24 protein-coding genes and 1 pseudogene are annotated in these 25,300 nt (G+C 72.3%); 14 read left to right on the top strand and 11 right to left on the bottom strand.

Annotated elements, in window-relative coordinates:
* The first annotated feature begins 49 nt into the window (after window positions 1-49).
* The 3 genes from EKH77_RS01080 to EKH77_RS01070 are packed head-to-tail and all read left to right on the top strand — an operon-like array spanning window position 50 to window position 3,633.
* Window positions 50-1,468: a family 2B encapsulin nanocompartment shell protein gene (locus EKH77_RS01080; protein WP_126912561.1), complete on the top strand. Its 1,419-nt coding sequence runs from the start codon at window positions 50-52 to the stop codon at window positions 1,466-1,468.
* 40 nt (window positions 1,469-1,508) lie between these two features.
* The gene (locus EKH77_RS01075) at window positions 1,509-2,744 is read left to right on the top strand and encodes a family 2 encapsulin nanocompartment cargo protein terpene cyclase (RefSeq protein ID WP_164737688.1); all 1,236 of its coding nucleotides are present in this window, start codon (window positions 1,509-1,511) and stop codon (window positions 2,742-2,744) included.
* Window positions 2,745-2,769: 25 nt separating this feature from the next.
* On the top strand, window positions 2,770-3,633 hold the full coding sequence (locus tag EKH77_RS01070; RefSeq protein ID WP_126912560.1) for a geranyl diphosphate 2-C-methyltransferase: 864 nt from the start codon (window positions 2,770-2,772) through the stop codon (window positions 3,631-3,633).
* Window positions 3,634-3,645: 12 nt separating this feature from the next.
* On the opposite strand, the gene EKH77_RS32830 is transcribed toward EKH77_RS01070, so the two are convergent.
* Complete coding sequence (locus tag EKH77_RS32830) at window positions 3,646-3,816, bottom strand: hypothetical protein (RefSeq protein ID WP_164737687.1); 171 nt, start codon at window positions 3,814-3,816, stop codon at window positions 3,646-3,648.
* A gap of 259 nt (window positions 3,817-4,075) precedes the next feature.
* Here EKH77_RS32830 and EKH77_RS01065 point away from each other — a divergent pair, with 259 nt between their 5' ends.
* From EKH77_RS01065 to lepB, 5 genes and pseudogenes are all read left to right on the top strand, one after another.
* The gene (locus EKH77_RS01065) at window positions 4,076-4,309 is read left to right on the top strand and encodes a chaplin (protein ID WP_126912559.1); all 234 of its coding nucleotides are present in this window, start codon (window positions 4,076-4,078) and stop codon (window positions 4,307-4,309) included.
* 127 nt (window positions 4,310-4,436) lie between these two features.
* A complete protein-coding gene (locus EKH77_RS01060) occupies window positions 4,437-4,847 on the top strand; it encodes a VOC family protein (RefSeq protein ID WP_126912558.1) in 411 nt (136 codons plus the stop codon).
* A 126-nt stretch (window positions 4,848-4,973) separates the two neighbouring features.
* Window positions 4,974-6,581: an ABC-F family ATP-binding cassette domain-containing protein gene (locus EKH77_RS01055; protein WP_206279787.1), complete on the top strand. Its 1,608-nt coding sequence runs from the start codon at window positions 4,974-4,976 to the stop codon at window positions 6,579-6,581.
* Between the two features lie 80 nt (window positions 6,582-6,661).
* Window positions 6,662-7,471, top strand: coding sequence for an alpha/beta fold hydrolase (locus EKH77_RS01050; protein WP_126912557.1), 810 nt, complete (start codon window positions 6,662-6,664; stop codon window positions 7,469-7,471).
* A 54-nt stretch (window positions 7,472-7,525) separates the two neighbouring features.
* Window positions 7,526-8,248, top strand: a pseudogene (gene lepB, locus EKH77_RS01045) (signal peptidase I); the annotation flags it as partial.
* Window positions 8,249-8,274: 26 nt separating this feature from the next.
* On the opposite strand, the gene EKH77_RS01040 reads toward lepB, so the two are convergent.
* Window positions 8,275-8,715, bottom strand: coding sequence for an RICIN domain-containing protein (locus EKH77_RS01040; protein ID WP_126912555.1), 441 nt, complete (start codon window positions 8,713-8,715; stop codon window positions 8,275-8,277).
* Between the two features lie 107 nt (window positions 8,716-8,822).
* Window positions 8,823-9,770: a TetR/AcrR family transcriptional regulator C-terminal domain-containing protein gene (locus EKH77_RS01035; protein WP_126912554.1), complete on the bottom strand. Its 948-nt coding sequence runs from the start codon at window positions 9,768-9,770 to the stop codon at window positions 8,823-8,825.
* Between the two features lie 144 nt (window positions 9,771-9,914).
* Here EKH77_RS01035 and EKH77_RS01030 point away from each other — a divergent pair, with 144 nt between their 5' ends.
* Window positions 9,915-11,147, top strand: a complete 1,233-nt coding sequence (locus EKH77_RS01030) for an FAD-dependent monooxygenase (RefSeq protein WP_126912553.1) — start codon at window positions 9,915-9,917, stop codon at window positions 11,145-11,147.
* A gap of 5 nt (window positions 11,148-11,152) precedes the next feature.
* Here EKH77_RS01030 and EKH77_RS01025 read toward each other — a convergent pair whose 3' ends face one another.
* Entirely contained in the window at window positions 11,153-12,055 is a 903-nt protein-coding gene (locus EKH77_RS01025; RefSeq protein ID WP_126912552.1) for an alpha/beta fold hydrolase, read from the bottom strand.
* Between the two features lie 223 nt (window positions 12,056-12,278).
* Between EKH77_RS01025 and EKH77_RS01020 the strand changes: the two genes are divergently transcribed.
* Window positions 12,279-13,070, top strand: a complete 792-nt coding sequence (locus EKH77_RS01020; protein ID WP_126912551.1) for a VOC family protein — start codon at window positions 12,279-12,281, stop codon at window positions 13,068-13,070.
* On the opposite strand, the gene EKH77_RS01015 is transcribed toward EKH77_RS01020, so the two are convergent.
* The 3 genes from EKH77_RS01015 to EKH77_RS01005 form a co-directional block, all read right to left on the bottom strand.
* On the bottom strand, window positions 13,054-14,109 hold the full coding sequence (locus EKH77_RS01015; RefSeq protein ID WP_126912550.1) for an SMP-30/gluconolactonase/LRE family protein: 1,056 nt from the start codon (window positions 14,107-14,109) through the stop codon (window positions 13,054-13,056). The genes EKH77_RS01020 and EKH77_RS01015 overlap by 17 nt on opposite strands.
* Before the next feature lie 100 nt (window positions 14,110-14,209).
* Window positions 14,210-14,986, bottom strand: a complete 777-nt coding sequence (locus EKH77_RS01010) for a nucleotidyltransferase family protein (RefSeq protein ID WP_206279786.1) — start codon at window positions 14,984-14,986, stop codon at window positions 14,210-14,212.
* A 48-nt stretch (window positions 14,987-15,034) separates the two neighbouring features.
* A complete protein-coding gene (locus EKH77_RS01005) occupies window positions 15,035-16,675 on the bottom strand; it encodes an ABC-F family ATP-binding cassette domain-containing protein (RefSeq protein ID WP_126912549.1) in 1,641 nt (546 codons plus the stop codon).
* Between the two features lie 653 nt (window positions 16,676-17,328).
* Between EKH77_RS01005 and EKH77_RS01000 the strand changes: the two genes are divergently transcribed.
* The 3 genes from EKH77_RS01000 (at window position 17,329) to EKH77_RS00990 (ending at window position 19,881) form a co-directional block, all read left to right on the top strand.
* Window positions 17,329-18,993 (top strand): NRAMP family divalent metal transporter, encoded by a 1,665-nt coding sequence (locus tag EKH77_RS01000; RefSeq protein WP_126912548.1) that lies wholly within the window; start codon window positions 17,329-17,331, stop codon window positions 18,991-18,993.
* 94 nt (window positions 18,994-19,087) lie between these two features.
* Complete coding sequence (locus EKH77_RS00995) at window positions 19,088-19,420, top strand: hypothetical protein (RefSeq protein WP_126912547.1); 333 nt, start codon at window positions 19,088-19,090, stop codon at window positions 19,418-19,420.
* Between the two features lie 44 nt (window positions 19,421-19,464).
* A complete protein-coding gene (locus EKH77_RS00990) occupies window positions 19,465-19,881 on the top strand; it encodes an ArsR/SmtB family transcription factor (RefSeq protein WP_126912546.1) in 417 nt (138 codons plus the stop codon).
* Window positions 19,882-19,906: 25 nt separating this feature from the next.
* Here the strand turns inward: EKH77_RS00990 and EKH77_RS00985 are convergent, their stop codons facing one another.
* The 4 genes from EKH77_RS00985 to EKH77_RS34700 form a co-directional block, all read right to left on the bottom strand.
* The gene (locus EKH77_RS00985) at window positions 19,907-21,280 is read right to left on the bottom strand and encodes an ABC transporter ATP-binding protein (RefSeq protein WP_126912545.1); all 1,374 of its coding nucleotides are present in this window, start codon (window positions 21,278-21,280) and stop codon (window positions 19,907-19,909) included.
* Window positions 21,281-21,315: 35 nt separating this feature from the next.
* Window positions 21,316-23,043 carry an ABC transporter permease gene (locus tag EKH77_RS00980; protein WP_126912544.1) on the bottom strand — a complete coding sequence of 576 codons (1,728 nt, stop codon included), beginning with the start codon at window positions 23,041-23,043 and terminating at the stop codon, window positions 21,316-21,318.
* A 58-nt stretch (window positions 23,044-23,101) separates the two neighbouring features.
* A complete protein-coding gene (locus tag EKH77_RS00975) occupies window positions 23,102-24,052 on the bottom strand; it encodes an alpha/beta fold hydrolase (RefSeq protein ID WP_126912543.1) in 951 nt (316 codons plus the stop codon).
* Between the two features lie 68 nt (window positions 24,053-24,120).
* Entirely contained in the window at window positions 24,121-24,669 is a 549-nt protein-coding gene (locus tag EKH77_RS34700; RefSeq protein ID WP_126912542.1) for a hypothetical protein, read from the bottom strand.
* A 372-nt stretch (window positions 24,670-25,041) separates the two neighbouring features.
* On the opposite strand from EKH77_RS34700, the gene EKH77_RS00965 reads away from it, so the two are divergent.
* Window positions 25,042-25,230, top strand: a complete 189-nt coding sequence (locus EKH77_RS00965) for a hypothetical protein (protein WP_126912541.1) — start codon at window positions 25,042-25,044, stop codon at window positions 25,228-25,230.
* The last annotated feature ends 70 nt before the right edge of the window (window positions 25,231-25,300 follow it).

The raw sequence follows: 25,300 nt of genomic DNA, 5'->3' as shown, positions 1-25,300 counted from the left end.
CACCAGCGCTCCGCAGGCCGTTACGGGCCCCGAGACGGAAGGACCTGGGATGTCGACCTCAGCGCTGCCGGAGCAGCAGGAGTACACCGGTGCCCAGGCACAGCTCAGCCTGGGCATAGCGGCGGCGCGGAACCTCGCGACCACCACCAAGTCCCTGCCGCAGATGCAAGGCATCAGCTCGCGCTGGCTGATCCGCATGCTGCCCTGGGTCCAGGTCAGCGGCGGCACCTACCGGGTCAACCGGCGGCTCGTCTACGAGGTCGGGGACGGCCGCGTCACCTTCGTCCAGGAGGGCGCGAGCGTCAGAGTCGTCCCCGCCGAGCTCGGCGAGCTGCCCCTGCTGCGCGGCTTCGCCGACACGGGCGTCCTGCGCGCCCTCGCCGACCGCTTCGAGCAGCGGGAGTACGAGCCCGGCCAGGTCATCACCGAGGCCGGCCGGCCCACCGACCACGTGTACCTGATCGCCCACGGCAAGGTGGAGAAGCTCGGCACCGGCCACTACGGCGAGGACACCCGCCGGGGCGTGCTGGCCGACGGCGGCTTCTTCGGCGGGCGGACCCTGGCCCCCGAGCCCGGCGACTGGGACTTCACGGCCCGCGCCCTGACCGCCTGCACCGTACTGGCCCTGCCGCGCCACGCGTACGAGGAGGTGGCCGGCCGCAGCGAGTCGCTGCGCTCCCACGTCCAGCGGCGCGGCGACGAGGGCGAGCGCCCCCGGAACAAGCGCGGCGAGGCCGACATCGCCCTCGCCTCCGGGCACACCGGCGAGCCGGTCCTCCCGGGCACCTTCGTCGACTACGAGCTCGAACCGCGCGAGTACGAGCTGAGCGTCGCCCAGACCGTCCTGCGGGTCCACAGCCGGGTCGCCGACCTCTACAACGACCCCATGAACCAGGTCGAGCAGCAACTGCGCCTGACCGTCGAGGCACTGCGCGAACGCCAGGAGCACGAGCTCGTCAACAACCGCGAGTTCGGCCTGCTGCACAACGTCGACTACAGCCAGCGCGTCCAGACCCACTCCGGCCCGCCCACCCCGGACGACATGGACGAGCTGCTGAGCATGCGCCGCAGCACCAAGTTCTTCCTCGCGCACCCGAAGGCCATCGCCGCCCTCGGCCGCGAGTGCAACAAGCGCGGGCTCGCCTTCGACACCGCCGACGTCGAGGGCCACGGCATGCCCGCCTGGCGCGGCGTCCCGATCCTGCCCTGCGGCAAGATCCCGGTCACGGACGAGGGCACCTCCTCGATCCTCGCCATGCGCACCGGCGAGTCCGCCGGCGGCGTGGTCGGCCTGTGGCAGACCGGCATCCCCGACGAGTACGAGCCCGGCCTGAACGTCCGCTTCATGGGCATCAACGACCAGGCCGTCATCTCCTACCTGGTCAGCACCTACTACTCCGCCGCCGTGCTCGTGCCCGACGCCCTCGGGGTGCTGGAGAACGTCCAGATCGCCGGCGCGCCTTCCTGACACCGCCGCACCCGAGAACGGAGAGGAACGGAGAGAACCGGTGTCGCTGCTGTCCCGCATGTCCGCACCCTCGGCCACCCACGACGTGGCGAGGCTGGTGGCCACACTGCTGTCCCACCAGAGCGGGGCGGCCCCCCTCGTGCCCGGCGCCCGCGCCGCGCACGGCGACGTCCACCGGCGCGCGGCGTCCGCGCGGGAGCCGCTCCGGGCCGTGCCCACCGGTCCGACCGGCCTCGGCACCTCCGGCCTCCGCATCCCGGCCGCCCGGCCCACGCCCGGGACGACGGGCGTATCCAGCTCGTCCGGTAAGTCGAACTCCCTCGTCCCCGAGCTGTACTGCCCGCCGCCGCTCCGCGACGACCGGGCCCTCGGCGAAGAGGTCAACGACCGGCTGGTTGACTGGGCCGAGGAGATCGGCATCTACCCGGAGCGGCTCGACCGAGTCCGCGGCACCGACCTCGGGCGCATGATGATGCTCGTCCACCCCCAGACCGACGACCCGGACCGGCTGCTGGCGGCCGCCCGCTGCGCGCTCGCCGAGTGGGCCACGGACGACTACTACTGCGACGACGAGACCATGGGCTCCTCCCCGGCCCACCTCGGCGCCCACCTCGGGACCGCCCTCGCGGCCGTCGACCCCGCCCACCTCCCCGAGCCCCATGCCTCGGAACTCGACGAGGCCCTGCGCGCGGACCCCGTCCGCGCCGCCCTCCGGTCCGGTTTCGAGCACCTCGCCCGCTACGCGGACCCGAGCCAGCTGGCCCGGGTGCGCCAGGAGATCGGCGGACTGTTCGTCGGATACGGGCAGGAGGGCTCCTGGCGGAGCACGGGGAAGATGCCCGCCGTGTGGGAGTACCTCACCCACCGGCGCTTCAACAGCTTCCTGCCCTGCATCGCCCTCGTCGACGTGATGGACGGACACCCGCTGTCCGCCGCCGAGTACGCCGAACCGCGCGTGCGCCGCGTCGTCACCATGGCGGGCACCGCGAGCACGCTCGTGAACGACCTCTATTCGATGGCCAAGGAGAAGGACGCCACCGGCCTGAACTTCAACCTGCCCGCGGCGATCGTCGCGGAGGAGAAGTGCTCGCTCCGGGAGGCCGTCGAGCGGAGCGCCGCGATCCACGACGAGCTCGTGCGCTCCTTCGAGAGGGAGGCGGCCGCCCTCAGCCTCACCGGCTCCCCGGCCCTGCGCCGCTTCCTCGCCGGAGTGTGGGCCTGGCTCGGCGGCAACAAGGCCTGGCACGCGGGCAGCGCCCGCTACGGCACGTCGTAAGTTGTAAACCGTTAAGGAGAACGAGTTGACCACCACGCCCTCCGCCACCGCGGCAGTCCTGCGCACCGAGTTCCAGAAGGCGGTGGCCGCGTACTGGAACACCAACCAGCAGGACCCGGTCAACCTGCGCCTGGGCGAGGTCGACGACCTCTACCACCACCACTACGGGCTCGGCGACTACGACCCCTCGGTCCTGGAGGGGCCCGCGGCGACCCGGGAGCAGCGCATCATCGAGGAGATGCACCGCCTGGAGACCGCCCAGGCCGACGTCCTCCTCGACCACCTGGGCGCCATCACCCCCCAGGACCGCCTCCTGGACGGCGGTTCCGGCCGCGGCGGCACCAGCGTCATGGCCCACCAGCGCTTCGGCTGCGCGGTGGACGGCGTGTCGATCTCGGAGTACCAGGTCGGCTTCGCCAACGAGCAGGCGCGCAAGCGCGGTATCGACGAGAGCGTGAAGTTCCACTTCCGCAACATGCTCGACACCGGCTTCGAGACCGCCTCCCGCCGGGCGATCTGGACCAACGAGACCACCATGTACGTGGACCTCTTCGAGCTGTTCGGCGAGTTCTCCCGGCTCCTGGAGTTCGGCGGCCGGTACGTGTGCATCACCGGCTGCTCCAACGACGTCAAGGGCCTGCGCTCCAAGGCGGTCAGCCGCATCGACGAGCACTACACCTGCAACATCCACCCGCGCAGCGCCTACTTCAAGGCCCTGGCCGCCAACAACCTGACGCCGATCAGCGTCGTGGACCTCACCCCCGCCACCATCCCCTACTGGGAGCTGCGCGCGAAGTCCGAGGTGGCCACGGGCATCGAGGAGGCGTTCCTCACCGCGTACAAGGAAGGCAGCTTCCACTACCTGCTCATCGCCGCCGACCGCGTCTGACCCGTGCCGGGGCTACTCCTCCGTGAGGGCGCTCCGCACCTCCTTGCCGGCCTCGTCGAGCTGCTTGGGGGTCCTCTCGCGCAGCGCCTTCTCACGGTCCGCTCTCGGCAGTCCGCTCAGGAAGAACCTGGCGTCGTCGGAGAGCTGCTGACGCCTGTCGTCCATGTCCTTGTCCTTGGCCACGGGACCTCCCTCGATCCGGCCGGAACGTTCTCCCTCACAGTGGACAGCCTCCGCACCGGATCGGCTCCCGGAGGCGTTCCAAGCGGATGAACGCCGGGCGGACGAGGGGGCGACACCCACAAGGGGTCAAGGGCGAGCACGTGATCATCAGAGCGGATGAACATATCGCCATCGGTCACGTCAGCGGTTTTTCATACGCAAGACTCTCTCTTGCCAGAGCTTTTGCACTGCCTCCCCCCACCAATCAAGGAGAGAGCACATGAGCATCCGCAACGCCGCCGCCGTCACGGTGATGGCCGCCGCCGCCATCGGCGCCGGCGCCACCGGCGCCACCGCCGACCAGGCGCACGGCTCGGCCTGCAAGTCCCCGGGCGTCCTCGCCGGGAACGTCGCCCAGGTCGCGCCCCGCGTCTCCCCGAACGTCGGCGGCAACGCCATCTCGGTCGTCGGCGTCCTCAACAGCTCCCAGGGCAACGCGCTCATCAACAAGTAAGCGGTCCTGACCTCTCGGTCACGGCCCAGCACCTCCCCCCACCCGAGCAGAGGTGGCCGGCACCGTCCCACCCGGACGGAACCGGCCACCTCTGTGGCATGTGTGGGCAGTCGGGGAAGATCGCCACATGACACATCTCGGACTCGTGACCCTCGTCGTACGCGACTACGACGAAGCCATCGCCTTCTATCGCGACGCCGTCGGCTTCGACCTCCTGGAGGACACCCGCCTCGACGACGGCAAACGGTGGGTGGTCGTCGCCCCGCCGGGCGCGAAGGAGACCGCGCTGCTCCTCGCCGAAGCCGCGACCGGCGAGCAGGCGGCTCGCGTCGGGGACCAGACGGGCGGCCGGGTCGGCTGGTTCCTGAACACCGAGGCGTTCGAGCGCGACTACGAGCGGATGCGCGCGGCCGGGGTCGTGTTCGACGAGGAGCCCAGGCGCGAGCCGTACGGCACCGTCGCCGTCTTCCGGGATCTGTACGGGAACCGCTGGGACCTGATCCAGCACGACCGGGCCGACGGCGGCGCTACCCGCTGAAAAACCGGGTGCGCCGCTCGCGCGCGGCCGGTTACGGTGAGCCCATGTCTATGCCCCGAGTTTCCTAGCGAAGGACCCGCTTCCACGCCAGAAGTGTGTCCTTTTGCTTTCTCGGAGCGTCATCCCATGATCACCGTTCGTGATGCCGAGCTGCGCGCGGGCGCGCGCCTCCTGCTGTCCGGCATTTCCTTCACCGTCTCGCCCGGCGACCGCGTCGGCCTCGTCGGCCGCAACGGCGCGGGCAAGACCACCCTCATGACCGCCCTCGCCGGACTGGCCCGCCCCGCCGCCGGCACCGTCACCCGCACCGGCCCCGTCGGCCATCTGGCCCAGGACTCCCGTGCCGCCGACCCCGCCGTCACCGTCACTGACCGCATCCTCTCCGCGCGCGGCCTCGACCGGGCCCTGCGCCGGCTGCGCGCGGCCGAGGCCGCCATGGCCGAGGCCACCGGCCCCGGCGCGCTGGACCGGGCGATGAACGCCTACGCCCGCGCCGAAGCCGCCTTCCAGGCGGCGGGCGGCTACGCGGCCGAAGCCGAGGCCGCCCGCGTCGCCGCCGGGCTCGGACTGCCCGACCGCGTCATGGGCGAACCCGTGGGCGTCCTCTCCGGCGGGCAACGACGCAGGGTGGAACTCGCCCGCATCCTCTTCGCCGGACACGAAGACGGCACCCTCCTGCTGGACGAGCCCACCAACCATCTCGACGCCGACTCCGTCGCCTGGCTGCGCGCCTTCCTCCAAGGGCACCGCGGTGGCCTGGTGGTGATCAGCCACGACACCTCCCTGCTCACCGACGTCGTCAACCGCGTCTTCCACCTCGACCCCCGACGCGCCACCATCGACATCCACAACACCGGCTGGACCACCTACCTGACCCAGCGGGAGACCGACGAACGCCGCCGGGCACGCGAGCGCGCCAACGCCGAACGCAAGGCCGCCGCCCTCCACGCCCAGGCCGACAAGATGAAGGCGCGCTCCGCCACCGCCGTCGTGGCCAGGAGCATGGCGCGCCGGGCCGACCGCATGCTCGCCGGCCTCGAACCGGCCCGGCACGCCGAGAAGGTCGCCAGGATCCGCCTGCCCGAACCGGAACCCTGCGGACGCACGCCCCTCGGCGCGATCAGCCTCACCAAGTCCTACGGCGACCACCCCGTGCTCACCGGCGTCGACCTCGCCGTCGACCGCGGCAGCCGCCTCGTCGTCCTCGGCCTCAACGGCGCGGGCAAGACCACCCTGCTGCGCGTCCTCGCCGGAACGGAACGCCCGGACAGCGGACGGGTGACGCACGGACACGGGCTGCGGCTGGGCTACTTCGCCCAGGAGCACGACACCCTCGCCCGGGAACGCACCGTCCGCGAGAACCTCGCCGACGCAGCCCCCCACCTGACGGACGGTGAGATACGGCGCGTCCTCGGCGCGTTCCTCTTCTCCGGGGACGACGCCGACAAACCCGCCGGGGTCCTCTCGGGCGGGGAGAAGACCCGCCTGGCCCTGGCCGGGCTCGTCCACTCCGGCGCGAACGTCCTGCTGCTGGACGAACCCACCAACAACCTCGACCCCGCCTCCCGCGACGAGGTCCTGGCCGCCGTCGGCTCGTACCCCGGCGCGATCGTGATGGTCACGCACGACGAGGGCGCCATCGACGCCCTGCGCCCCGACCGCGTCCTGCTGCTGCCGGACGCCGACGAGGACCTGTGGAGCGAGGACTACCGGGACCTGGTCTCCCTCGCCTGACGCGGCCCGAGCCCGAACGGCGCGGGCGGTTACGCTCTTCCCCCTGACGATCACCGAACTCGGGCTATGGGGGAAGAGCTGTGCGAGACGCCGTCGTGACGACCGAAGGCGACCGGATCCGCTGGGCCGAACTGCCGGGCCGGGAACCCACGCGCGTCTACGTGCACGGTCTGGGGGCCACGTCGCCCGCCTACTTCGCGGGCGTCGCGGCCCACCCGCTGCTGGCCGGTCACCGGTCCCTGCTCGTCGACCTGCTCGGGCACGGCATCAGCGACCGGCCCGTCACCTTCGACTACACCCTGGAGGGGCACGCCGACGCGCTCGCCGCCGCGCTGACCGCAGCCGGCGCCGCCGGCGCGGAGGTGATCGCGCACAGCATGGGCGGCTCGGTCGCCGTCGTCCTGGCCGCCCGCCACCCGCACCTGGTCTCCCGGCTGGTCCTCGTCGACGCGAACCTCGACCCGATCCCGCCCACGCCCGGCTCCGGGGGCAGCAGCGGCATCGCCGCCCACACGGAGGAGGAGTTCCTCGCCGGCGGCTGGCGGGAGGTCCGCGACCGGGCCGGTGCGCACTGGTGGTCCACCATGCGGCTGGCCGGCCTCGAAGCGCTGCACCGCAGCGCGGTCCACCTCACCCGGGGGAGCGTGCCCATCATGCGCGAAATCCTCATGGAGCTCACCATTCCGCGCACGTTTCTGCTGCCGGAGGACGACGGTCCGCTGCCCGGCGCCGACGCGCTCGCCGAGGCCGGGGTGGCCGTGGTCCCGATTCCCGACTGCGGGCACAACATCATGCTCGACAACCCCGAGGCCTTCGCCCGCGCCACCGCGCACGCGCTCGCGCCGACCACCACGACGACCAGCCACATCGTGGGAACCCCTGTTCGTTGAGTCACTGCCGGGTGCCGATCACAGCCCCGGTACGACCAAGGGGAGAGGCGAGCGATGACCACCGGGGAGAACGAGGGGAACCACGAGGAGAACAACGAGGAGAACACCGCGCGCGGCACGCGGAGGAAGCGCTCGGGATGGCGGGAGATACCCCTCCTGATCGGCCTGGCCCTCGTGCTCGCGCTGGCGATCAAAACCTTCCTCGTGCAGCCGTTCTCCATTCCCTCCGGCTCGATGGAGAACACCCTCCGGACGGACGACCGGGTGCTGGTCGACAAGCTCACGCCCTGGTTCGGGGGAACGCCGCACCGGGGCGAGGTCGTGGTCTTCAAGGACCCGGGCGGCTGGCTGTCCGACAAGCTCCCGGAGCGGAGCAACGCCTTCCAGCGCGGGGTGCGAAAGTCCCTCGCCTTCGTCGGCCTGATGCCCTCGGCGGACGAGAAGGACCTGATCAAGCGGGTGATCGGGGTCGGCGGTGACACCGTGGAGTGCAGGCGCGGCGAGCCCGTGAAGGTCAACGGCAAGCCCCTGGACGAGCCGTACATCCACCCGGGCGCCACCCCGTGCGACGACATGCCGGTCGGCACGGTGAAGGTGCCCAAGGACCACCTGTGGGTCATGGGCGACCACCGCGACGACTCACGCGACTCCCGCGCCCATGTCCACGAGCCGGGCGGCGGGTTCGTGCCCGTGGACAACGTGATCGGCCGGGCCGTCGTCGTCGCCTGGCCCGTCTCCCGGTGGGCCACCCTGCCCGTGCCCGGCACGTTCGACCGATAGCACGGCGGCGTACGACCCGGGCGTCAGGCCCGGCACGGGGTCAGCAGCACGGGCCTCTCGGGGGCGGTGGCCGTCAGGCACCGACCGCTGGCCTGGCTGCGGATGTCCGGGCCCTGAACGAAGAACCGCTGGCCGGCGGATCCGTTGCAGGGCCGCATCACCGTGGGCTGGTCCAGGCCGGTGGCCGTGAGGCACAGGCCGCCGGCCTGGTTGCGGATGTCCCCTCCCTCCATCATGAACCGCTGCCCCGGTGCGTCCCTGCACCCCCGGGTGGTCACGGCACTGTCGGCGCCACCCGTGGCCGTCAGGCAGAGCCCGCTGGTCCGTTGCACGATGACGGCGCGCGGATTGTTCACCACCCACTCCTGGGCCGGGGACGCGGCGATGGCGGAGGCGGGGGTTCCGAGGAACCCACCACCGGCGAGGGCGAGTGCCATGGTGGCGACGACAGCGCGCGTACGCATGAAGCGACCTCTCGGAAACGGGCGCGGGCACGGACACTGGCACCGTTTCCGGGAACCGGCCCGGGCACACCCCACCTCACCCGTACGGGTCCGAGGGAGACGGCGGGTCAGGGCGCCTCGCCCAAGAACACGGCCAGGCCGTCGAGGAGGCGCTGCAGACCGAACTCGAACAGGTCGTCGAGGTCGAAGTCGTACCCGGTCGTGGCGAGGTGCCGCATCCTCGGGAACCGGTCGCCGGTCAGCGCGGCGAGGAGCGCGGGCTCCTGACTGGTCATCCACTCCTCGCTGTCCAGGCCGCTGAGCGCCTCCGCTTCCGCTTCCATCTCGACGTTGACGGCGGTGCCGCGCACATAGGTGAACAGCGTGAGGTGGGCGGTGAACGCGGTCGAGGGATCGAGACCGCGCCCCTCCAGAGCCGCGAGCGCCCACTCGCTGAACGGCAGCGCGCCGGCGACCATCTGCGGCCGGGTGACCGAGAGGGCCGGTGCGAGCCAGGGGTGGCGGCGGAACATCCGCCACAGCGTCCGGGCGACGAGCTCCAGCCGCTCCCGCCAGCCCCCGGAGGGGTTCTCGGGCAACGACCACCGGCGGAACACCGCGTCCATCATCTCCAGCAACAAGGCGTCCTTGTCGGCCACGTGCCGGTACAGCGACATGGTCGCCACCTCCAGCTCGGCCGCGACCCGGCGCATCGAGGCGGCCGCCAGCCCCTCCACATCGGCCACCGCGACGGCCACCTCGGCGATCCGCGCCGGCGTGAGTGCCTGGTCCGCGGTGCCCTTGCGGCGCGGGGGCGCCGGCTGAGGCTGTGCCGGCTGTTCCGGTCGTCGCACGGCGGGTTCGACGACCGTCCCGACGCCCGGGACGGCGCGGACCAGGCCCTGGTCGCGGAGCTCGGTGAGCACCTTGGTCGCGGTCGCCATTGCGACGCCCCACTGCCGGGTGATCTCCCGGGTCGAGGGCACCCGGTCGCCCGGCGCCAGCTCGCCCGCCTCGATCCGCTGCCGCAGTTCGTCGGCGATCCGCGTATAGCGGGGTGCTGCCTGCCCGTTCACCGTTTTCCCTCCGCACTAGTGCACCTAATCCCCGCCATCCTAGCCGCCGCGCCCGCGTACTAGTGCACTTGCCAGGCCAAATGACCTGCTCGGGAGGGTGATTGGCCTTGCGTAGTGCGCTGTGTACGGCGTACATTCAGTGCCATGCGGAACACCGACATACTCATCTCCGGTGCCGGTATCGGCGGCACCGCCCTGGCGTACTGGCTGCGCGCGGCGGGCTTCGCCGTCACCGTCGTCGAGCGGGCGCCGGAACCCCGGCCGGGCGGCCAGACCGTGGACCTGCGGGGCGCGGGCCGTACCGTGGTCTCGCGGATGGGCCTGATGGACCGGGCGCGAGCGCTCGCCGTCGACCAGCGCGGCTTCGCGTACGTCAACGGGGCCGGCCGTATCACCGCCCGGATGCCGGCGGACAGCTTCGGCGGCGAGGGGATCATCTCGGAGATCGAGATCCTCCGCGGCGACCTCGCCCGTCTGCTGTACGACGCCACCCTGCCGGACACCGAGTACCTCTTCGACGACACCGTCACCCGTCTCGACGAGGACGACGACGGGGTCACCGTCACCTTCGAGAAGGCCGCCCCCCGCCGGTTCGGGCTGGTCTTCGGCGCGGACGGACTCCACTCCGCCGTCCGCGCGCTGGCCTTCGGGCCGGAGCCGGACTGCGTGCGTCCGCTGAACGCCTACACCGCCTGGTTCACGGCCGCCGAGGACCTGAGGCTCGACGGCTGGATGCTGATGTACAACGAGCCCGGCGGACTCGTCGCCTCGGCCCGCCCGGGCCGGCTCCCCGGCGAGATCAAGGCGGGCCTCGGTTTCCGCTCGGCACCCCTCGCCTACGACCGGCGCGACATCTCCGCGCAACAGGACCTGGTGGCCCGGCGCTTCGCCGGCGCGGGATGGGAAGTGCCGCGCCTGCTGCGGGCGATGCGCGCCGCGCCCGACTTCTTCCTCGACTCCATGGCACAGGTCCGGCTCGACAGCTGGTCCCGCGGCCGGGCCGCGCTCGTCGGGGATGCCGGCTACTGCGCGACGCCGCTCACGGGCCTGGGCACCAGCCTGGCCCTGGTCGGCGCCTATGTCCTGGCGGGTGAACTCGCCTCCGCCGGCGGCGACCACCGGATCGCCTTCCGGAAGTACGACGAGGTCATGCGCCCCTACGTCGACCAGGCCCAGCAACTGCCACCCGGCGGAGCCTCCGGGTACGCGCCCTCCAGTGCGCTGGCCATCGGCTTGCGGAATCTGTCGATGCGGGCGATGAACCACTGGCCCATGAAGAACGTGCTCGCCGCACAGTTCGCCAAGGCCGGGAACATCGCCCTGCCCGAGTACGACCGCCTCGCCGCCGCGGGCGGCGGTGCCGGCGACAGGGGGTAGCCGGGTCAGGCGCCGGGCGGGTCCGCCTCGGCGCGGTGGACGAGATCGGCGATCAGCGTCGCGATGCCCGGCCACAGCTCGCGGGGGAAGTTGTGGCCCAGGCCGTCGAAGATCTCGAGCGTGGCGCCGGGGACGGCCGCCGCGGTGGCCCGCCCGCCGCTGACGTCGCACATGGCGTCGTCCGCGCCGTGGATCACCAGAGTCGGGAGCGAGAGCGTCCGCAGCCGCTCGGTGCGGTCTCCGGAGGCCAGGACGGCGATGGCCTGGCGCAGCATGCCCACGCGGTCGTGGCCCCGGTCGTAGGCGCGGCCGGCCCGCTCGGCCACTCCGGCGTCGTCGGGCTTGAACCCGGGGGACCCGATCGCCCTCATGGCCCGCACCTGCCAGCCGATGAAGGACTGCCGGTCCTCCGGCGGCGCCCCGAGTCCGGCCAGGACGGTGAAGTCGGGCTGGCCCACGGCCCGGTCGCCGGTGGTGGACATCATCGACGTCAGCGACCGGATCCGGGTCGGGTGCTCGATGGCGATCATCTGGGCGATCATGCCGCCCAGGGACGCGCCGACGACATGGGCGCTGTCGAATCCGAGGGCGTCGAGCAGCCCGACGGCGTCGGCCGCCATGTCCGACAGCGTGTAGGAGGCCGATGAGAAATCACCGGCCATCGCGGCCTGGAGATCCGGCGGTGGCACGTGAGGGAAATGCGACGACCGGCCGGAATCCCGATTGTCGAACCGGATCACTTGCACACCGCGGTCGACGAGTTCGGTACAGAATCCCTCCGGCCAGTGGATCATTTGCGCGCCGCCGCCCATCACCAGCAGCACGGGCGGTGCCTTGGGGTCGCCGAAGCGCTCGTAGACCACTTCGATGGCCGACGGGCCGACATTCAGAGCTTTCTCTTCGCTCACAGCCGCAACGTCTCCTCGGTTCGAGTGGAGATCAGTCGAGTGGAGACATGAACATACCTGCATTTAAAGCGACTGAAAATACGAACAGGTGGAATTTTTGCAAAATGGACAATAGTGAAGGAAAGCTATAGGCTGAAAATGCGGAGTGGGGGAATTCCGTAGGCGGTCTTCCCGGATCCCGGCCCCGGTTGCAGATGCCGGGAACGGGGAGTGAGCTGGGGACATGACCGGCACGAGATGCGCGTGTCTGCCGGGTGTTCCCTGCTGGGTGAGCCTGGCCACGCGGGACCTGGACGGGGCCAAGGACTTCTACGGGCCACTGCTGGGCTGGCGGTTCGAGACCGTGGCCGGCCGGCGGGGCTCCTACGTCCACGCGATGGCGGGCAAGACGGCGGTCGCCGGTATCAACGCGACGGCCCACGAGTGGGAGCTCCCCGTCACCTGGACCACCTACTTCGGCACGGAGAGCGCCGACACCGCCGTCGGCCGCGTACAGGAACGCGGCGGCACCGTCGCCGTCGGGCCGCTGTCGTCCGACGAGGGGCGCCTCGCGCTCGCGGCCGATCCGGCCGGAGCCTCCTTCGGCCTGTGGGAGTGCCGGACCGAGCCCGGGTGGCCCCGGCCGCCCGGTGTGGGAGGAAACGCCGTATGGGTGGAGCTGCGCACCCGGGACGCGTTCGAGGCGGCGCTGTTCTACGGCGGCGTCTTCGACTGGGACCGCAGGCCCTCCCCGCCCTACACCGTCCGCTGGGAAGAAGACCGCGTCATCCTCGACATCGACAAGCGGACGGTGGCGACGCTGTACGGGGGAGCCGTGGAGGGCACGGTCGATCCGCGGCTGCGGCCCCGGTGGCACGTGTTCTTCTCCGTCGTCGACGTCGACGACACGATGGAGACGACGCGGAAGCTGGGCGGGCAGACCATCGGTGAGCCCAGCCCGACCCACTTCGGCCGCACGGCCACGCTGCGCGACCCGGAAGGCGGCCTCTTCTGCGTGGTCAGCGGCCACGGCTGAGCCGTACGGACGGCTCCGGGACCGCCGGGACGACGCCCAGCGCGCTCTCCGTCAGGCTGCCCAGATACAGGCGGCCGTCGTGCTCGCACACACTCGTCACCATGCGGAAATCCCTGCCGGGGCGTTGCAGGTCGTGCGCCAGGCGGCCGGAGGAGTCCAGAGCGATCACCCACGCGGTGGCTTTCGGTCCCGGCCGGAGCGCGTCCGGCAGGGCCCACGCCGCCCGGCGCAGCGCGGGGTGGGTGCGGTGCAGCAGGTCGAGCGCCGGCTGTCGCGGGGCGGCCATGGCCACCCAGATCAGCCCGCCGGGACCGGTGGAGAGGTTGTCCGGAAAGCCGGGCAGACCGTCGGCGAAGACATCGCTCTCGCCCGCCCTGTGGCCGGTGAGCCACAGCCGCGTCAGCCGGTAGGCACCGGTCTCGGCGACCACGAGGAACGAGCCGTCGGGCGCGAGAGCCACACCGTTGGCGAACTGGAGCCTGTCGAGCACCACTTCCGCCGTGCCCGAGCCCGGCTCGTACCGGATGAGCCGGCCGGTGCCGGAGTGCTCCAGCAGATCGCCCATCCAGTGGCGCAGCGGGAAGCGGCCACTGGCGTCGGTGACGTACACGGCGCCGTCCGGTGCCACGACCGCGTTGCTGCACACCCCGAGAGGACGGCCCGCCGCCTCCCGGAGGAGCGTCTCGACGCGCCCCGAGCCGGGCTCCACCCGCAGCAGCCCGCGCTCGGCGTCGCACACCAGCAGCCGTCCGTCCGGCAGCGGGCACAGGCCCAGCGGCCGCCCGCCGGTGTCGGCGACGGCGCTCGCGCGGTGCCCGGCCGGGTCCAGCCGCAGGATCCGCCCGTCCGAAACGCCCGTCAGGATCCGCCCCTCGGCGTCGACCCGCACGTCCTCCGGGCCCGTGCCGTCGAGCGGAACGCGGCGGACGGGCGGCAGGGGAACGCGGCTGTACGCGGCCCGGGCCCGCGCGGGGCGGCGCGGAGGCCGCCAGACGACGGGCCGCAGGGCGGGCTTCTCGCGGGTCTGTCCTTCGTGCATGGCGCGCCTTTCCGTACGGGTGGGCCGGACGCTACCCAGCGCTGTGCGGGCGGGCCACCCGGCGACGGGCCCGGGGTCCGCATCCGGCCACGGTGACCCGTCAGGCGGCGTTCTCGAACAGCCTCTCCGCCTCGGTCACCGCCCCCGCCAGGGCATCGGGATCCGGCCGCAGCCCGGCGACGATCGCGTCGACGTCGCGCAGTCCCGCCCGCTGGAGGAGGCGCTTCTCGTTGGTGACCCACTCGCCGCGCGCCGCCAGTACCGCGTGCGCCGTCTCCAGGGCGGCGGTGGCCACCGCGCCGACGACCTCCGTGACCTGGCCGCGTGGGACGTACGCGCCCGTGGCGTAGCGGAGCGTCATGGCCGCCCGGCCGCGCCACATGGGCGGGGCGGCCTCGCGCAGCGCCTCCGGGTACGCGGGCCGGGGCAGCGTGCCCCGCAGCACGCGGTTGAGGGCGAGTTCGGCGACCACGAGGTAGCTGGGGATGCCCGCGAGGTGGAACATCAGCGGCTCCCAGTGGAAGCGGCCCCGCCGTGACTCGGCGAGTTGGTGTTCCACCACGTCGAGGTCGCGGTAGTGGACGTCGACGCGTCGGCCGTCGACCGTGAGCCAGGCCCCTCCGTTGAAGACGCCGCCGCCCCAGTCGCCGATGCCGGAGACCTCGCCGTCCCATCCGAGGGTGCCGGCGAGGGCCCGCAGGCCGGCCGGGTCGAAGGCGCCCCGGTAGTACAGGGCCAGGTCCCAGTCACTGTCCGGGGTCGCGGTGCCCTGGGCACGCGAGCCGCCGAGGGTGACGGCGCGTACGGAGGGCAGGGCGGCGAGCCGGTCGGCGACGGGGGCGAGGAAGGTGTCGTCGAGCAAGGTGTCGTCGGTCATGAGGTTCCGATCGTGTGAAGTGAAGGATGGGTAAGGGGATGTGCCCGCTCAGGCGCCGGCCGTCTCCGCCCGTATCTCCTCCGCCGTCGTGTCCCGCAGCTCGCCGTCCAGGCGCAGCCAGCGTGTCACGCCGATGGACTCGAGGAACGGAATGTCGTGGCCGGCCACGATCAGCGCTCCCTCGTACGACTCGAGGGCCGTGGTCAGCCGGCGGACGCTCGCCATGTCCAGGTTGTTGGTCGGCTCGTCGAGGAGCAGGAGGCGCGGCGCGGGCTCGGCGAGCATCAGGGCCGCCAGGGTGGCCCGGAAGCGCTCGCCGCCCGACAGGGTCGCGACCCGCTGTCCCGCCCGGTCGCCCTTGAACAGGAAGCGGGCCAGGCGGGCCCGGATCCGGTTGTCGGTGGCCTCCGGGGCGAACCGCGCCACGTTCTCGGCGACGGTCGCCTCCTCGTCGAGCACGTCGAGTCGCTGCGGCAGGAACCGCAGCGGCACATGGGCCGTGACCTCGCCCGAGAGCGGGTCGAGCTCTCCCGCGACGGTGCGCAGGAGCGTCGTCTTGCCCGCGCCGTTGCGGCCGACGAGCGCGATCCGCTCGGGGCCGCGCAGCTCGAACCCGCCCTCCACCCGCGCCCCGCACGCGAGGACGACGTCGCGCAGGGTCAGGACGGACCGGCCCGGCGGGACCGCCGTGTGGGGGAGGTCGACGCGGATCTCGTCGTCGTCGCGCACGGCCTCCACCGCCTCGTCGAGCCGTTCCCTCGCCTGGGCGAGCCGCTCCTCGTGCATGACGCGGTGCTTGCCGGCGGCGACCTGGGCCTGCCGCTTGCGCTCACCCATGACGACCTTGGGTTCGCGTTTGCTGTCCCACATCTTCTGGCCGTACCGCTTGCGGCGGGCCAGCTTGACGTGGGCGTCGGACAGTTCGCGCCGCTGCCTGCGCAGATCGGCATCGGCCACCCGGACCATGCGCTCGGCCGCCTCCTGCTCGGCGGCCAGCGCCTCCTCGTACGCCGAGAAGCCACCCCCGTACCAGGTGATCCCGCCTCCCCGCAGATCGGCGATCTGGTCGACGCGGTCGAGGAGTTCACGGTCGTGGCTGACGACGACCATGACGCCCGGCCACGCGTCGACGGCCGCGTACAGCCGTCGGCGCGCGTACAGGTCGAGGTTGTTGGTGGGCTCGTCGAGGAGGAGGACGTCGGGGCGGCGCAGCAGCAGCGCCGCCAGGCGCAGCAGTACCGACTCGCCGCCGGACAGCTCGCCGATGGTGCGGTCCAGGCCGATGTGGCCCAGGCCCAGTCCGTCGAGCGTCGCGACGGCGCGTTCCTCGACGTCCCAGTCGTCGCCGACTTCCGCGAAGCGCTCCTCGCGCACGTCGCCCGCCTCGATGGCGTGGAGCGCCGCGCGCGTGGCGGCGATGCCGAGGGCCTCGTCGACGCGGAGCGCGGTGCCGAGGGTGACGTTCTGCGGCAGATAGCCGAGGTCACCGGCGACGCGCACCGCCCCCTCGGCCGGGGCGAGTTCCCCGGCGATCAGCCTCAGCAGCGTCGACTTGCCCGAGCCGTTGAGCCCGATGAGCCCGGACCGGCCGGGGCCGAAGGAGACCTGGAGGTCGTCGAAGACGGCGGTGCCGTCCGGCCAGGCGTAGGAGAGCGATGTGCAGGTGATGAAGGAAGACGAAACAGTCATACGGGCCTCCGCCGGTCGCTGGAAAGGTGGGTCAAGGGCGACGCGTGGGGACACCGCTGTGCGACCGAAGCCGGGGAGGGGACGACAGGGGAACCCGGTACCGGCGGGAGGACGGCTCAGAGCGTCGAGGTCGCACACGGAACGCGCGCAGCGGCGGCACTGATGGCGGCGCGGCTGCGTGGCGCGGTGTCTCCAGACCTCAGACGAGCAACGTCCTGCTCCGTTCGACGACGACAAGGGCAGGAGCAACGTACGGGGAACCATCGGACCCGTCAACGGAATTACGGAAGGGCGGCTCGCCGTCGGGTGGGCGTCAAGCTTGCGTCAAGTACTTGCGTCGATACGCAAGTAGCGCGCTATGCTCTCCACGTTCGTCATGGTCACCGCGCCCCCGCGCGCCCCGGCCGGGAGGAGGCGAGAGACATGGACGGCAGTAGTCACAGTCCGGGTCACAGTAGGCCCCTCATCCGCGTGTCCTCGTCCACCTCCGGTACGCGGTAACCACCTTCCCTGCGCGCCCCGCGCCCCGCCACAGCCCCGCGGCCGGCACCCGCGCGGCCATCCGCCGCTTCGGGGCCTCGTGCTGCCCGCTCGCAGGGAGGATCGCTGCCGCGCGCCCCAAACCTCCCCCGACGGGGGACCGGGAGGCTGTCATGACCGACCTGACCACCACCGCGCCCACCGAGTCCGCACCACCTGTTCCCGCACCCCGCACCGCCGTGCTCGACGACGCCCACACCGGCGACATCCGCGGCGCCCTGGGCACCATCAAGAGCGACGACACCGCACCCCGCCGCGGCCTGCCCGCCAAGTTCAAGACGCTCCTCGCCATCGTCGGACCGGGCCTCATCGTGATGGTCGGCGACAACGACGCCGGCGCTTTCGGCACCTACAGCCAGGCCGGCCAGAACTACGGCACCAGCCTGCTGTGGACCCTCCTCCTGCTCATACCCGTCCTCTACGTCAACCAGGAAATGGTGCTGCGCCTGGGCGCGGTGACCGGCGTCGGGCACGCGCGGCTGATCCTGGAGAGGTTCGGGAAGTTCTGGGGCGCGTTCTCCGTCATCGACCTCTTCCTCCTCAACGCGCTGACGATCGTCACCGAGTTCATCGGCATCACCCTGGCCGTCGGCTACCTCGGGCTCCCCAAGGTGCCGAGCGTCCTGCTCGCCGCCGCGATCGTCGTCGCCGCCGCGTCGACCGGCTCGTTCCGCCGCTTCGAGCGCACCGCCATCCTCCTGTGCGCCGGCTCGCTGCTGCTGATCCCCATCTACCTCATCGTCCACCCGCCGGCCGGGCGCATGGCACACGACTTCGTCGTCCCCGGCATGCCGCACCACGCCCAGCTCGCCGACGTCATGCTGCTGATCATCGCCATCGTCGGCACCACCGTCGCCCCCTGGCAGCTGTTCTTCCAGCAGTCCTACGTCATCGACAAGCGCATCACCCCCCGTTTCATGCGCTACGAGAAGGCCGACCTGTGGCTCGGCATCGGCATCGTCGTCATCGGCGCCGCCGCCATGACGGGCTTCTGCGCCGCCGCGTTCGCCGGCCACGCCGAATCCGGCGGCTTCACCGACGCCGCCGGCGTCGCCGCCGGACTGGAGAAGTACGCGGGCCGGACGGCGGGCGTGCTGTTCGCCATCGCGCTGCTCGACGCCTCGGTCATCGGCGCCTGCGCCGTCTCCCTGTCGACGGCCTATGCCATCGGCGACGTCATGGGCCTCAAACACTCGCTGCACCGCGGCATCAGGGGCGCCAAGGGCTTCTACGCGGTCTTCGCCGGCCTGATCCTCACCGCCGCCGTCGTCGTGGTCGTCCCCGGCTCACCGCTCGGCCTCCTCACCGAGGGGGTCCAGACCCTCGCGGGCGTCCTGCTCCCCTCCGCCTCGGTCTTCCTGCTCCTGCTCTGCAACGACAAGTCCGTCCTGGGCCCCTGGGTCAACGGGCGCGCGATGAACATCTTCACGTCCGTCGTCGTCGCCGTCCTCGTCACCCTCTCCGTCATCCTGACCGCCGCCGTCGTCTTCCCCGGCATCACCTCGGGGGCGATCCTCGACATCATGGGGATCTGCGGCGTCGCCGGCATCCTCGCCCTCGGCTACGCCGAGACGCGCCGCCGCCGCAAGGGCTGGGCTTTGGCCGGGCCCGTCGACCGCGCGGGCAAGGAGAACTGGCGGATGCCGCCGCTCGACGAACTGCCCGAGCCCATCGTCTCCACCGGCCGCAAGATCGGCCTCACCGCCCTGCGCGGCTATCTGCTCGCCGCGACGATCCTGGTGGTCGTCCGCATCGCGCAGCTCGCCCTCGGCCACTGAGGCCCCCCACGTCTCCGGGGCGGCGCGACCCCGTCCGCCGCCCCGGAGACCCCGGCCCCGCCACTGCCGCCGCTCACCGTCCGGAAGGTGCGTCATGAGACTGCTGCCCCGTTCCCCCTCCCGCCGCCCCCTGCCGCCGCGACCGGCGCCGGCCACCGCCACCCTCCACGCCCGGTGCGACCGGCGCGTGGAGAACAAGGTCCGCGCCCTGTGCGTCATCGGGCTCACGGGCCCCGGCGCCCGCCTGAGCAGCCTCCACATCCTCGACCCGGACGAGGCCGCCGACGTCGTCGTGACCGTCCGGCTGACCTTCGCGGAGGGCGGCCCGGCACTCGTCGCCCTGGAACGACTGGTGGAGCAACTGTCGCGGGAACCCGGCGTGCGCGACCTCCACTGGCGCCTCGACACCCCGCACGGAAGCGCGTGATCTTCCCCATCGCCGGTGAACACGCGGGCCTCTAGACTCCTCGCATGGACGCGCATGGTTCACCCGACGTCGGCCCGGTGTTCGAGCAGGCGGTCGCCGTGCTCAAGGCCGTGGCCGACCCGACGCGTTTCCATGTGCTGTGGGCGCTGGCCCAGCGGGAGCACTCCGTGGGGCAACTGGCCGAGCTGGCGGGCGCCCACGTGGCCGCGGTCTCGCAGCACCTGGCCCGGCTGAGGAGCGCGGGCCTGGTCGTCTCGCGCCGCGAGGGCACCCGCATCTTCTACCGCGCCGCCGGGGACCACGTACGGACGCTGCTGGAGGGCGCGGTGCTGGTCGCCCGGGCCGAGCCGCTGACCGGAGCCGAGGACGGCCCGGCCCCGGTGGAGACCGCCCCGGCGGCCGAGACCGCCCCGGCCGGGCGCGCGGTGCGCCGCCTGCGGCCCCGGGCGACGGGCGGCTGAGACCGGTACTCCCGCGCGATGGTGCTCAGCCTGCGGCGCCTTCGTCGAGCGCGTACTGCTCGGGACCGGCGTCATAGGAGTACAGCTCGGCGTAACGGCCCCAGTCGGTGGCCGTCTCGAGCTGCTGGACGACCTCTTCGCCGGTGTAGTGGTGGGCGAGCAGGTCACGGAAGAAACCGGCGCGCAGCCTGCCGTCGCCGCGCTGAAGGCTCGTCAGGATCAGCCGGACCAGCGGCGCGGTGTCCAGGACGGCCAGGGCGAAGATCTTCTTGGCCTCCTGGACGTCCGCCTCCGCGAAGCCCCGGCCCATCGGGGTGAGCAGCAGGTCGCCGTCGCGGACGACGGCGAAGCCGAGCAGGTCCAGGGCGTCGACCAGCGGCAGCAGGTCGTCCGTCGCCAGGCCGAGGTCCTCGGCCAGGTCGGCTAGGTCGCAGCGGTCGCCGTGCCGGGCCAGGATCCCGGCGAGCCCGGAGAGCCCGTCGACCCCGGCCCTCGGCAGCGGGGCGGTGGCGACCGTGCGCCTCGCGGGCCCGCCCGCCTCGTGCCCGGGCCGCCCCGGCACAGCGGGGGCGGTGGTCTTCTCACGCCCCGTCATGACGCGGTAGACGGCGTCGACGAGGGCCTCGAACTCGGGCGCGCCACGGTCCCGGGGGTGTGCCATGGGCACGTCGAAGGCGGCCTTGAGGGAGCCGGGGCGGGAGCCGAGCACCACGATCCGGTCCGCCATCAGCACGGCCTCCTCGATGTCGTGGGTGACCACGAGGAAGGCGCGGGTGGGGAACTGGCCCGAGGCCCACAGCTCCATCAGCTCGCCGCGCAGGTTCTCGGCGGTGAGCACGTCCAGGGCGGAGAACGGCTCGTCCATCATCAGGACGTCCGGCTCGACGACCAGGGCGCGGGCGAAGCCGACGCGCTGCCGCATGCCGCCCGACAACTCCTTGGGGTAGGCGGACTCGAAGCCGTCGAGCCCGATGAGGTCGATGGCCTGGAGCGCGGCGGCCGCCCGGGCACGGGCGGGCACCCCACGCGCCTCCAGGCCGAGTTCGACGTTCTGCTGGACGGTGAGCCAGGGCAGCAGCGCGAACGTCTGGAAGACCATGGCGGTGCCGGGGTTGGCGCCGTCCAGGGGCCTGCCGCGATAGGTGACGGTGCCCGAACCGGCGGGTATCAGCCCGGCCAGGCAGCGCAGCAGGGTGGACTTCCCGGAGCCGGAGCGTCCCAGCAGGGCGACGATCTCCCCGGCCCGCACCTCCAGATCGATGCCGGCCAGGACGGGCAGCTCCCCGTCGGCCCCGGCGTAGGACTTGGTCAGCCCGTGGGCGGCGAGCAGCACCTCGCCGTCGGCGGGACGGGGGAGAGGCCGGTGGTGGGCCGGGGCCGGTCCGATGTCGGATGCCATGGCGGGGCTCCTTCCTGAAGTGAGACGCGTCGGGGTCAGAGGGAGTAGCGGGTCCGGGCGAGGCGGTGGAGTCTGCGCCACAGCAGCCGGTTGAGGCCGACGACGTACACGGCCATCACCGCGACGCCCGCGATCAGCCGCGGGTGGTCGCCCTCCGCCGTGGCCCTGGAGATGTAGGCGCCCAGACCGTCGGCGGACAGCGTGGTGCCCCCGAAGGTGACGGTCTCGGAGACGATCGAGGCGTTCCAGGCGCCGCCGGAGGCGGTGATCCCACCGGTGACGCAGTAGGGGAAGACACCCGGGATGATCAGGCGCCGCCACCGCTGCCAACCGCGGACGCCCAGGTCGTCCATGGCCTCGCGCAGATCGGTGGGGATGGCGGACGCGCCGGCGATGGTGTTGAACAGGATGTACCACTGGGCGCCCAGCGCCATCAGCAGCATGCCGCCGACGTTCAGCGACACCCCCGTCCTGAGGAAGAGCCAGGTGGCCAGGGGGAAGAGGAAGTTGGCGGGGAAGCTCGCCAGGACCTCCACCACCGGCTGGGCGATCCGGGCCAGCCGCGGCGAGAAGCCGATCCGTACGCCGACGGGCACCCAGACGAGCATGGCCACCGCCACCAGCACCACGACGCGGGCGAGCGTCGCCAGGCCGAGCAGGAACGGCTCCCCGAGGGCGCCCAGGCCGGTGCGGTGCCGGAGGTAGCCGAGGAGATCGGCCAGCCCCCAGGCGAGCAGCCCGCCCGCCACCACGGCGAGGACCAGGTCACCGGCGCGCCCGCGCCGGCCGCGGGCCGTCAGCGGCCGGTCGTCGACGCCGAGGACCCGTCCGGCCCGCCCCAGCAGTTCGGCCACCGGCCGGAGCAGCCGCCCCAGCAGGGTCGGCCAGGAGGAGCGGCGTACGACGTCCAGCACGAGCGACCGCTGGACGTCGGCCGCCTCGGACTGCTCGTTCTTGAACCGCTCCGTCCACGCGGTCAGCGGCCGCCAGAAGAAGAAGTTCACCCCGACGACCATGACGGCCATGGTGACCACCGCCCAGCCGACCTTGCCCAGGTCGCCGTCGGCGATGGCCGTGCCCGCGAACGAGCCCACACCCGGCAGGGAGTGCTTGTGGCCGGAGACGCTGATGGCCTCGGACGCCACGAGGAAGAACCAGCCGCCCCCGAAGCTCATCATCCCGTTCCACACCAGCCCGATCGCCCCGGCGGGCAGCTCCACCTTCCAGAACCGCATCCAGCGGGTGAACCGGAACGACCGGGACACCTCGTCGAGTTCGCGGGGGAGCGTGATGAGCGAGTGGTAGAAGCCGAAGGCCATGTTCCACGCCTGCGAGGTGAAGATCGCGAAGATCGACGCGCACTCCAGGGCGGGCGTGGAACCGGGGAAGAGCGAGACGAAGCCGGCCACCGCCACGGTCAGGAAGCCCAGTACGGGCACGGACTGGAGGATGTCCAGCGCCGGGATCAGCACCCGCTCCAGCCGCCGGCTGTGCGCCGCCGCGTACGCGCAGCCGACGGCGAAGGTCACGGAGACCGCCAGCGCGGCGAACATCCGCAGCAGGCTCCGCGCCGCGTAGTACGGCAGCTCCGCCGGGGAGGTGTCCACCTTCGTCACATGGGCCGGGTCGAAGGAGACGGTGGCCTCCTCGCCGACGCGCAGCAGGAGGTACATCCCCACCAGCACCGCCGCGGCCACCGCGACGTCCGCCCAGGACGGCCTCGACGACGCCCGGGGCACGGTGGAGCGCGACGGAAACGTCATAGGAGCCCCCCGGAACGCGGCAGTCTGCGGTCCGACGATAGGACACGCCGTGGCGGGCTCAGCGCTCCGGGGCGGCCTCGGGAGCGGTCTCGGGAGTGGTCTCGGGAGTGGTCTCGGCGGCGGATTCGGCGGCGGATTCCCGCGCGGCGAGCAGGCGCCGCACCTCGGCGACGATCACCTCGGGCTCGGTCGTCGGGACCATGTGGTCGGCCCGCCGGGCGAGGACGTGCCGCCCGCGCGGCGACTGCGCGGCCCGGTGGGCGTGCGAGGCGTTGACGGACGCGCGGGCCTTCGCGCTCATGCCGGGGGTGCGCCGCATGGCGGAGACGACCGTGAGCGGGATGTCGCCGAGGGCCGGCGGGTGCTCCAGCAGGTATCGCAAGTCGGGCTCGATACGCGCCTGTTCGGCGCCCATGGCGCGTACGGCCGCGACGGTGAAGGCCTCCGCGCGCATGTCGGCGGCGGCGTCCGCCGGCAGGGCGGTGGTCACCTTGCGGAAGAGGAGTCCGAACACCTTGAGACGGGCCAGCAGCAGGGCTATCCGGAGACGGCTCTTCTCCAGCTTGCGGATGGACGGGTCGAAGAGCAGCTCGCAGGCCTCGTCGGTGGGGTCGACGAGCACCAGCCCGGCGATCCGCCCCGGCCGGTCCGCGGCGGCGAGGCGGACGACCGGGCCGCCCCAGCTGTGCCCGACGAGCACGAAGGGCCCCGGGCCGAGGTGGTCGAGGAGATCGCCCAGGTCGTCGGCGAGCCGCCGGAGGTCGCGTGCCCCCGACGGGTCGGGGGCGCTGCGGCCGAGGCCGCTCCGGTCGTAGACCACCGTGTGCGCCGAGCGGGCCACGTCCCGCTGGACGAGCGCCCAGTACGAGCGGGTCGCCGCGAGACCGCCTTCGAACACCACCGTGACCGGGCCGGCGTCGGCGGGGCCCGCGAGCTCCATGAGGAAGAGTTCGCGGCCGTCGCGGGTGCGTGCGGTGCCGGGTGTGCCCTGGCTGTGCTGTCGCTGCATGGTGTCCGTCCGTCCTCATAAGCGGATCCGGTGAGCTGTTCGGGAGAGCCGTTCGACCGAAGAGGAGCTTAGGCTAACCTAACTTCCTGTCCGGGTGAACGGGCCGTCGGCGCCGAAGACCAGCTCGGCGAAGCGTTCGCCGATGCGGCGATGACCGGCGGAGTCCGGGTGGAGCCGGTCGGGGAGCGGGAGCTCGGCGAGATGTCCTTGACGCCGGAGGACAGTCCGGCGAACCGCACGGTGCCGGCCGGCCCGGTCCGGAGCGCCGTGGACCAGGTGGTCGTGTCGACGCTGAGGACGTTGCCGCCCGGGGCGCCGGCCCGTCCGGCGAGCCGGCCGTCGACGAGCAGGTCGTACACGCCGGCCGGGAGGGGCGGGGTGTCCTGGAAGACGGTTCTCGTGGGCAGGACGTCCAGCTCGACGGCCGTGGCGGCGCTCCGGAAGACCAGCCGCACCCCGGAGGGCTGGGCCTCGACCAGCGACAGGAACGGATCGGGGAACTGCTCGCGCGCCCACGCGGGCAGCCGGTGCGGCCGTACGCCGGACGCGGTGCGCTCCAGGTCGAGGGCGCCGCGCAGGACGCGGGAGTCGAGGGGAGTGGAGATCCAGTCGGTCATGGTGGCTCCCTTGACGGGTGCTCGGAATCGTCGCCGGATCGAGGGGGAATGGCCACTATTGGCGTGAAGTGGTGGGCCGGAGATCGAAACGGACCTTGGTCGTGCCCTGTTTTGGGAATTTTTCGCTCGTTCGGGCAACGCTGCCCATTACGCTTCGTAATGTTGGCGTTTCGAAGCGATGGCCCGGTAGCGTCCAATGGAAACGAGGGAGCCCTGGCTGGCCGTCAACCAGTGCCAGAGCCCCTTTTCTTGTTCGCTTCGATCCCGGAGGGCGTCATGCCTCCTGACCACATGCCACGACGAGCCGTTCGCGGCCCGGCGCGGCACTCGACCGACGGTAACATCCCGCGCTCCGGCGTCGCCGGAGTCTGGATGGTCCGTGACCTGACGGTGGACCTCCAGGCAAGCGCGTTCGTGGCGTTGGTGGTGACCGGACTGGTGCTCATCTTCTCGCCCGGCGTCTCGCCCGGCGTCCTGCCCGCCGCCGCGGCGGCCGTGCTGACCACGCTGTCTCGCACGGGCGGCTCCCTCCTGCGCTACCGGCGCCTGAGCGGTATGTGAGGCCCCGTCAGTCGCCCGGGCCGGCGGGAGGGGACGCACGGTCCGGGCGGCACCCCGCGCACCGCCACCG

Source organism: Streptomyces luteoverticillatus (assembly GCF_003970715.1).
GTDB lineage: Bacteria > Actinomycetota > Actinomycetes > Streptomycetales > Streptomycetaceae > Streptomyces > Streptomyces abikoensis.
Note: the sequence above shows the minus strand (reverse complement) of the source record. Positions and strands in the feature narration are given on the sequence as shown.

Excerpts from the sequence above, each read along its gene's own strand:
- EKH77_RS01080 (WP_126912561.1), top strand. The coding sequence starts at position 50 with ATGTCGACCTCAGCGCTGCCGGAGCAGCAGGAGTACACCGGTGCCCAG.
- EKH77_RS01065 (WP_126912559.1), top strand. The coding sequence starts at position 4,076 with ATGAGCATCCGCAACGCCGCCGCCGTCACGGTGATGGCCGCCGCCGCC.
- EKH77_RS01060 (WP_126912558.1), top strand. The coding sequence starts at position 4,437 with ATGACACATCTCGGACTCGTGACCCTCGTCGTACGCGACTACGACGAA.
- EKH77_RS01055 (WP_206279787.1), top strand. The coding sequence starts at position 4,974 with ATGATCACCGTTCGTGATGCCGAGCTGCGCGCGGGCGCGCGCCTCCTG.
- EKH77_RS01040 (WP_126912555.1), bottom strand. The coding sequence starts at position 8,715 with ATGCGTACGCGCGCTGTCGTCGCCACCATGGCACTCGCCCTCGCCGGT.
- EKH77_RS01030 (WP_126912553.1), top strand. The coding sequence starts at position 9,915 with ATGCGGAACACCGACATACTCATCTCCGGTGCCGGTATCGGCGGCACC.
- EKH77_RS01020 (WP_126912551.1), top strand. The coding sequence starts at position 12,279 with ATGACCGGCACGAGATGCGCGTGTCTGCCGGGTGTTCCCTGCTGGGTG.
- EKH77_RS01015 (WP_126912550.1), bottom strand. The coding sequence starts at position 14,109 with ATGCACGAAGGACAGACCCGCGAGAAGCCCGCCCTGCGGCCCGTCGTC.
- EKH77_RS01010 (WP_206279786.1), bottom strand. The coding sequence starts at position 14,986 with ATGACCGACGACACCTTGCTCGACGACACCTTCCTCGCCCCCGTCGCC.
- EKH77_RS01005 (WP_126912549.1), bottom strand. The coding sequence starts at position 16,675 with ATGACTGTTTCGTCTTCCTTCATCACCTGCACATCGCTCTCCTACGCC.
- EKH77_RS01000 (WP_126912548.1), top strand. The coding sequence starts at position 17,329 with ATGACCGACCTGACCACCACCGCGCCCACCGAGTCCGCACCACCTGTT.
- EKH77_RS00995 (WP_126912547.1), top strand. The coding sequence starts at position 19,088 with ATGAGACTGCTGCCCCGTTCCCCCTCCCGCCGCCCCCTGCCGCCGCGA.
- EKH77_RS00990 (WP_126912546.1), top strand. The coding sequence starts at position 19,465 with ATGGACGCGCATGGTTCACCCGACGTCGGCCCGGTGTTCGAGCAGGCG.
- EKH77_RS00985 (WP_126912545.1), bottom strand. The coding sequence starts at position 21,280 with ATGGCATCCGACATCGGACCGGCCCCGGCCCACCACCGGCCTCTCCCC.
- EKH77_RS00980 (WP_126912544.1), bottom strand. The coding sequence starts at position 23,043 with ATGACGTTTCCGTCGCGCTCCACCGTGCCCCGGGCGTCGTCGAGGCCG.
- EKH77_RS00975 (WP_126912543.1), bottom strand. The coding sequence starts at position 24,052 with ATGCAGCGACAGCACAGCCAGGGCACACCCGGCACCGCACGCACCCGC.
- EKH77_RS34700 (WP_126912542.1), bottom strand. The coding sequence starts at position 24,669 with ATGACCGACTGGATCTCCACTCCCCTCGACTCCCGCGTCCTGCGCGGC.
- EKH77_RS00965 (WP_126912541.1), top strand. The coding sequence starts at position 25,042 with ATGGTCCGTGACCTGACGGTGGACCTCCAGGCAAGCGCGTTCGTGGCG.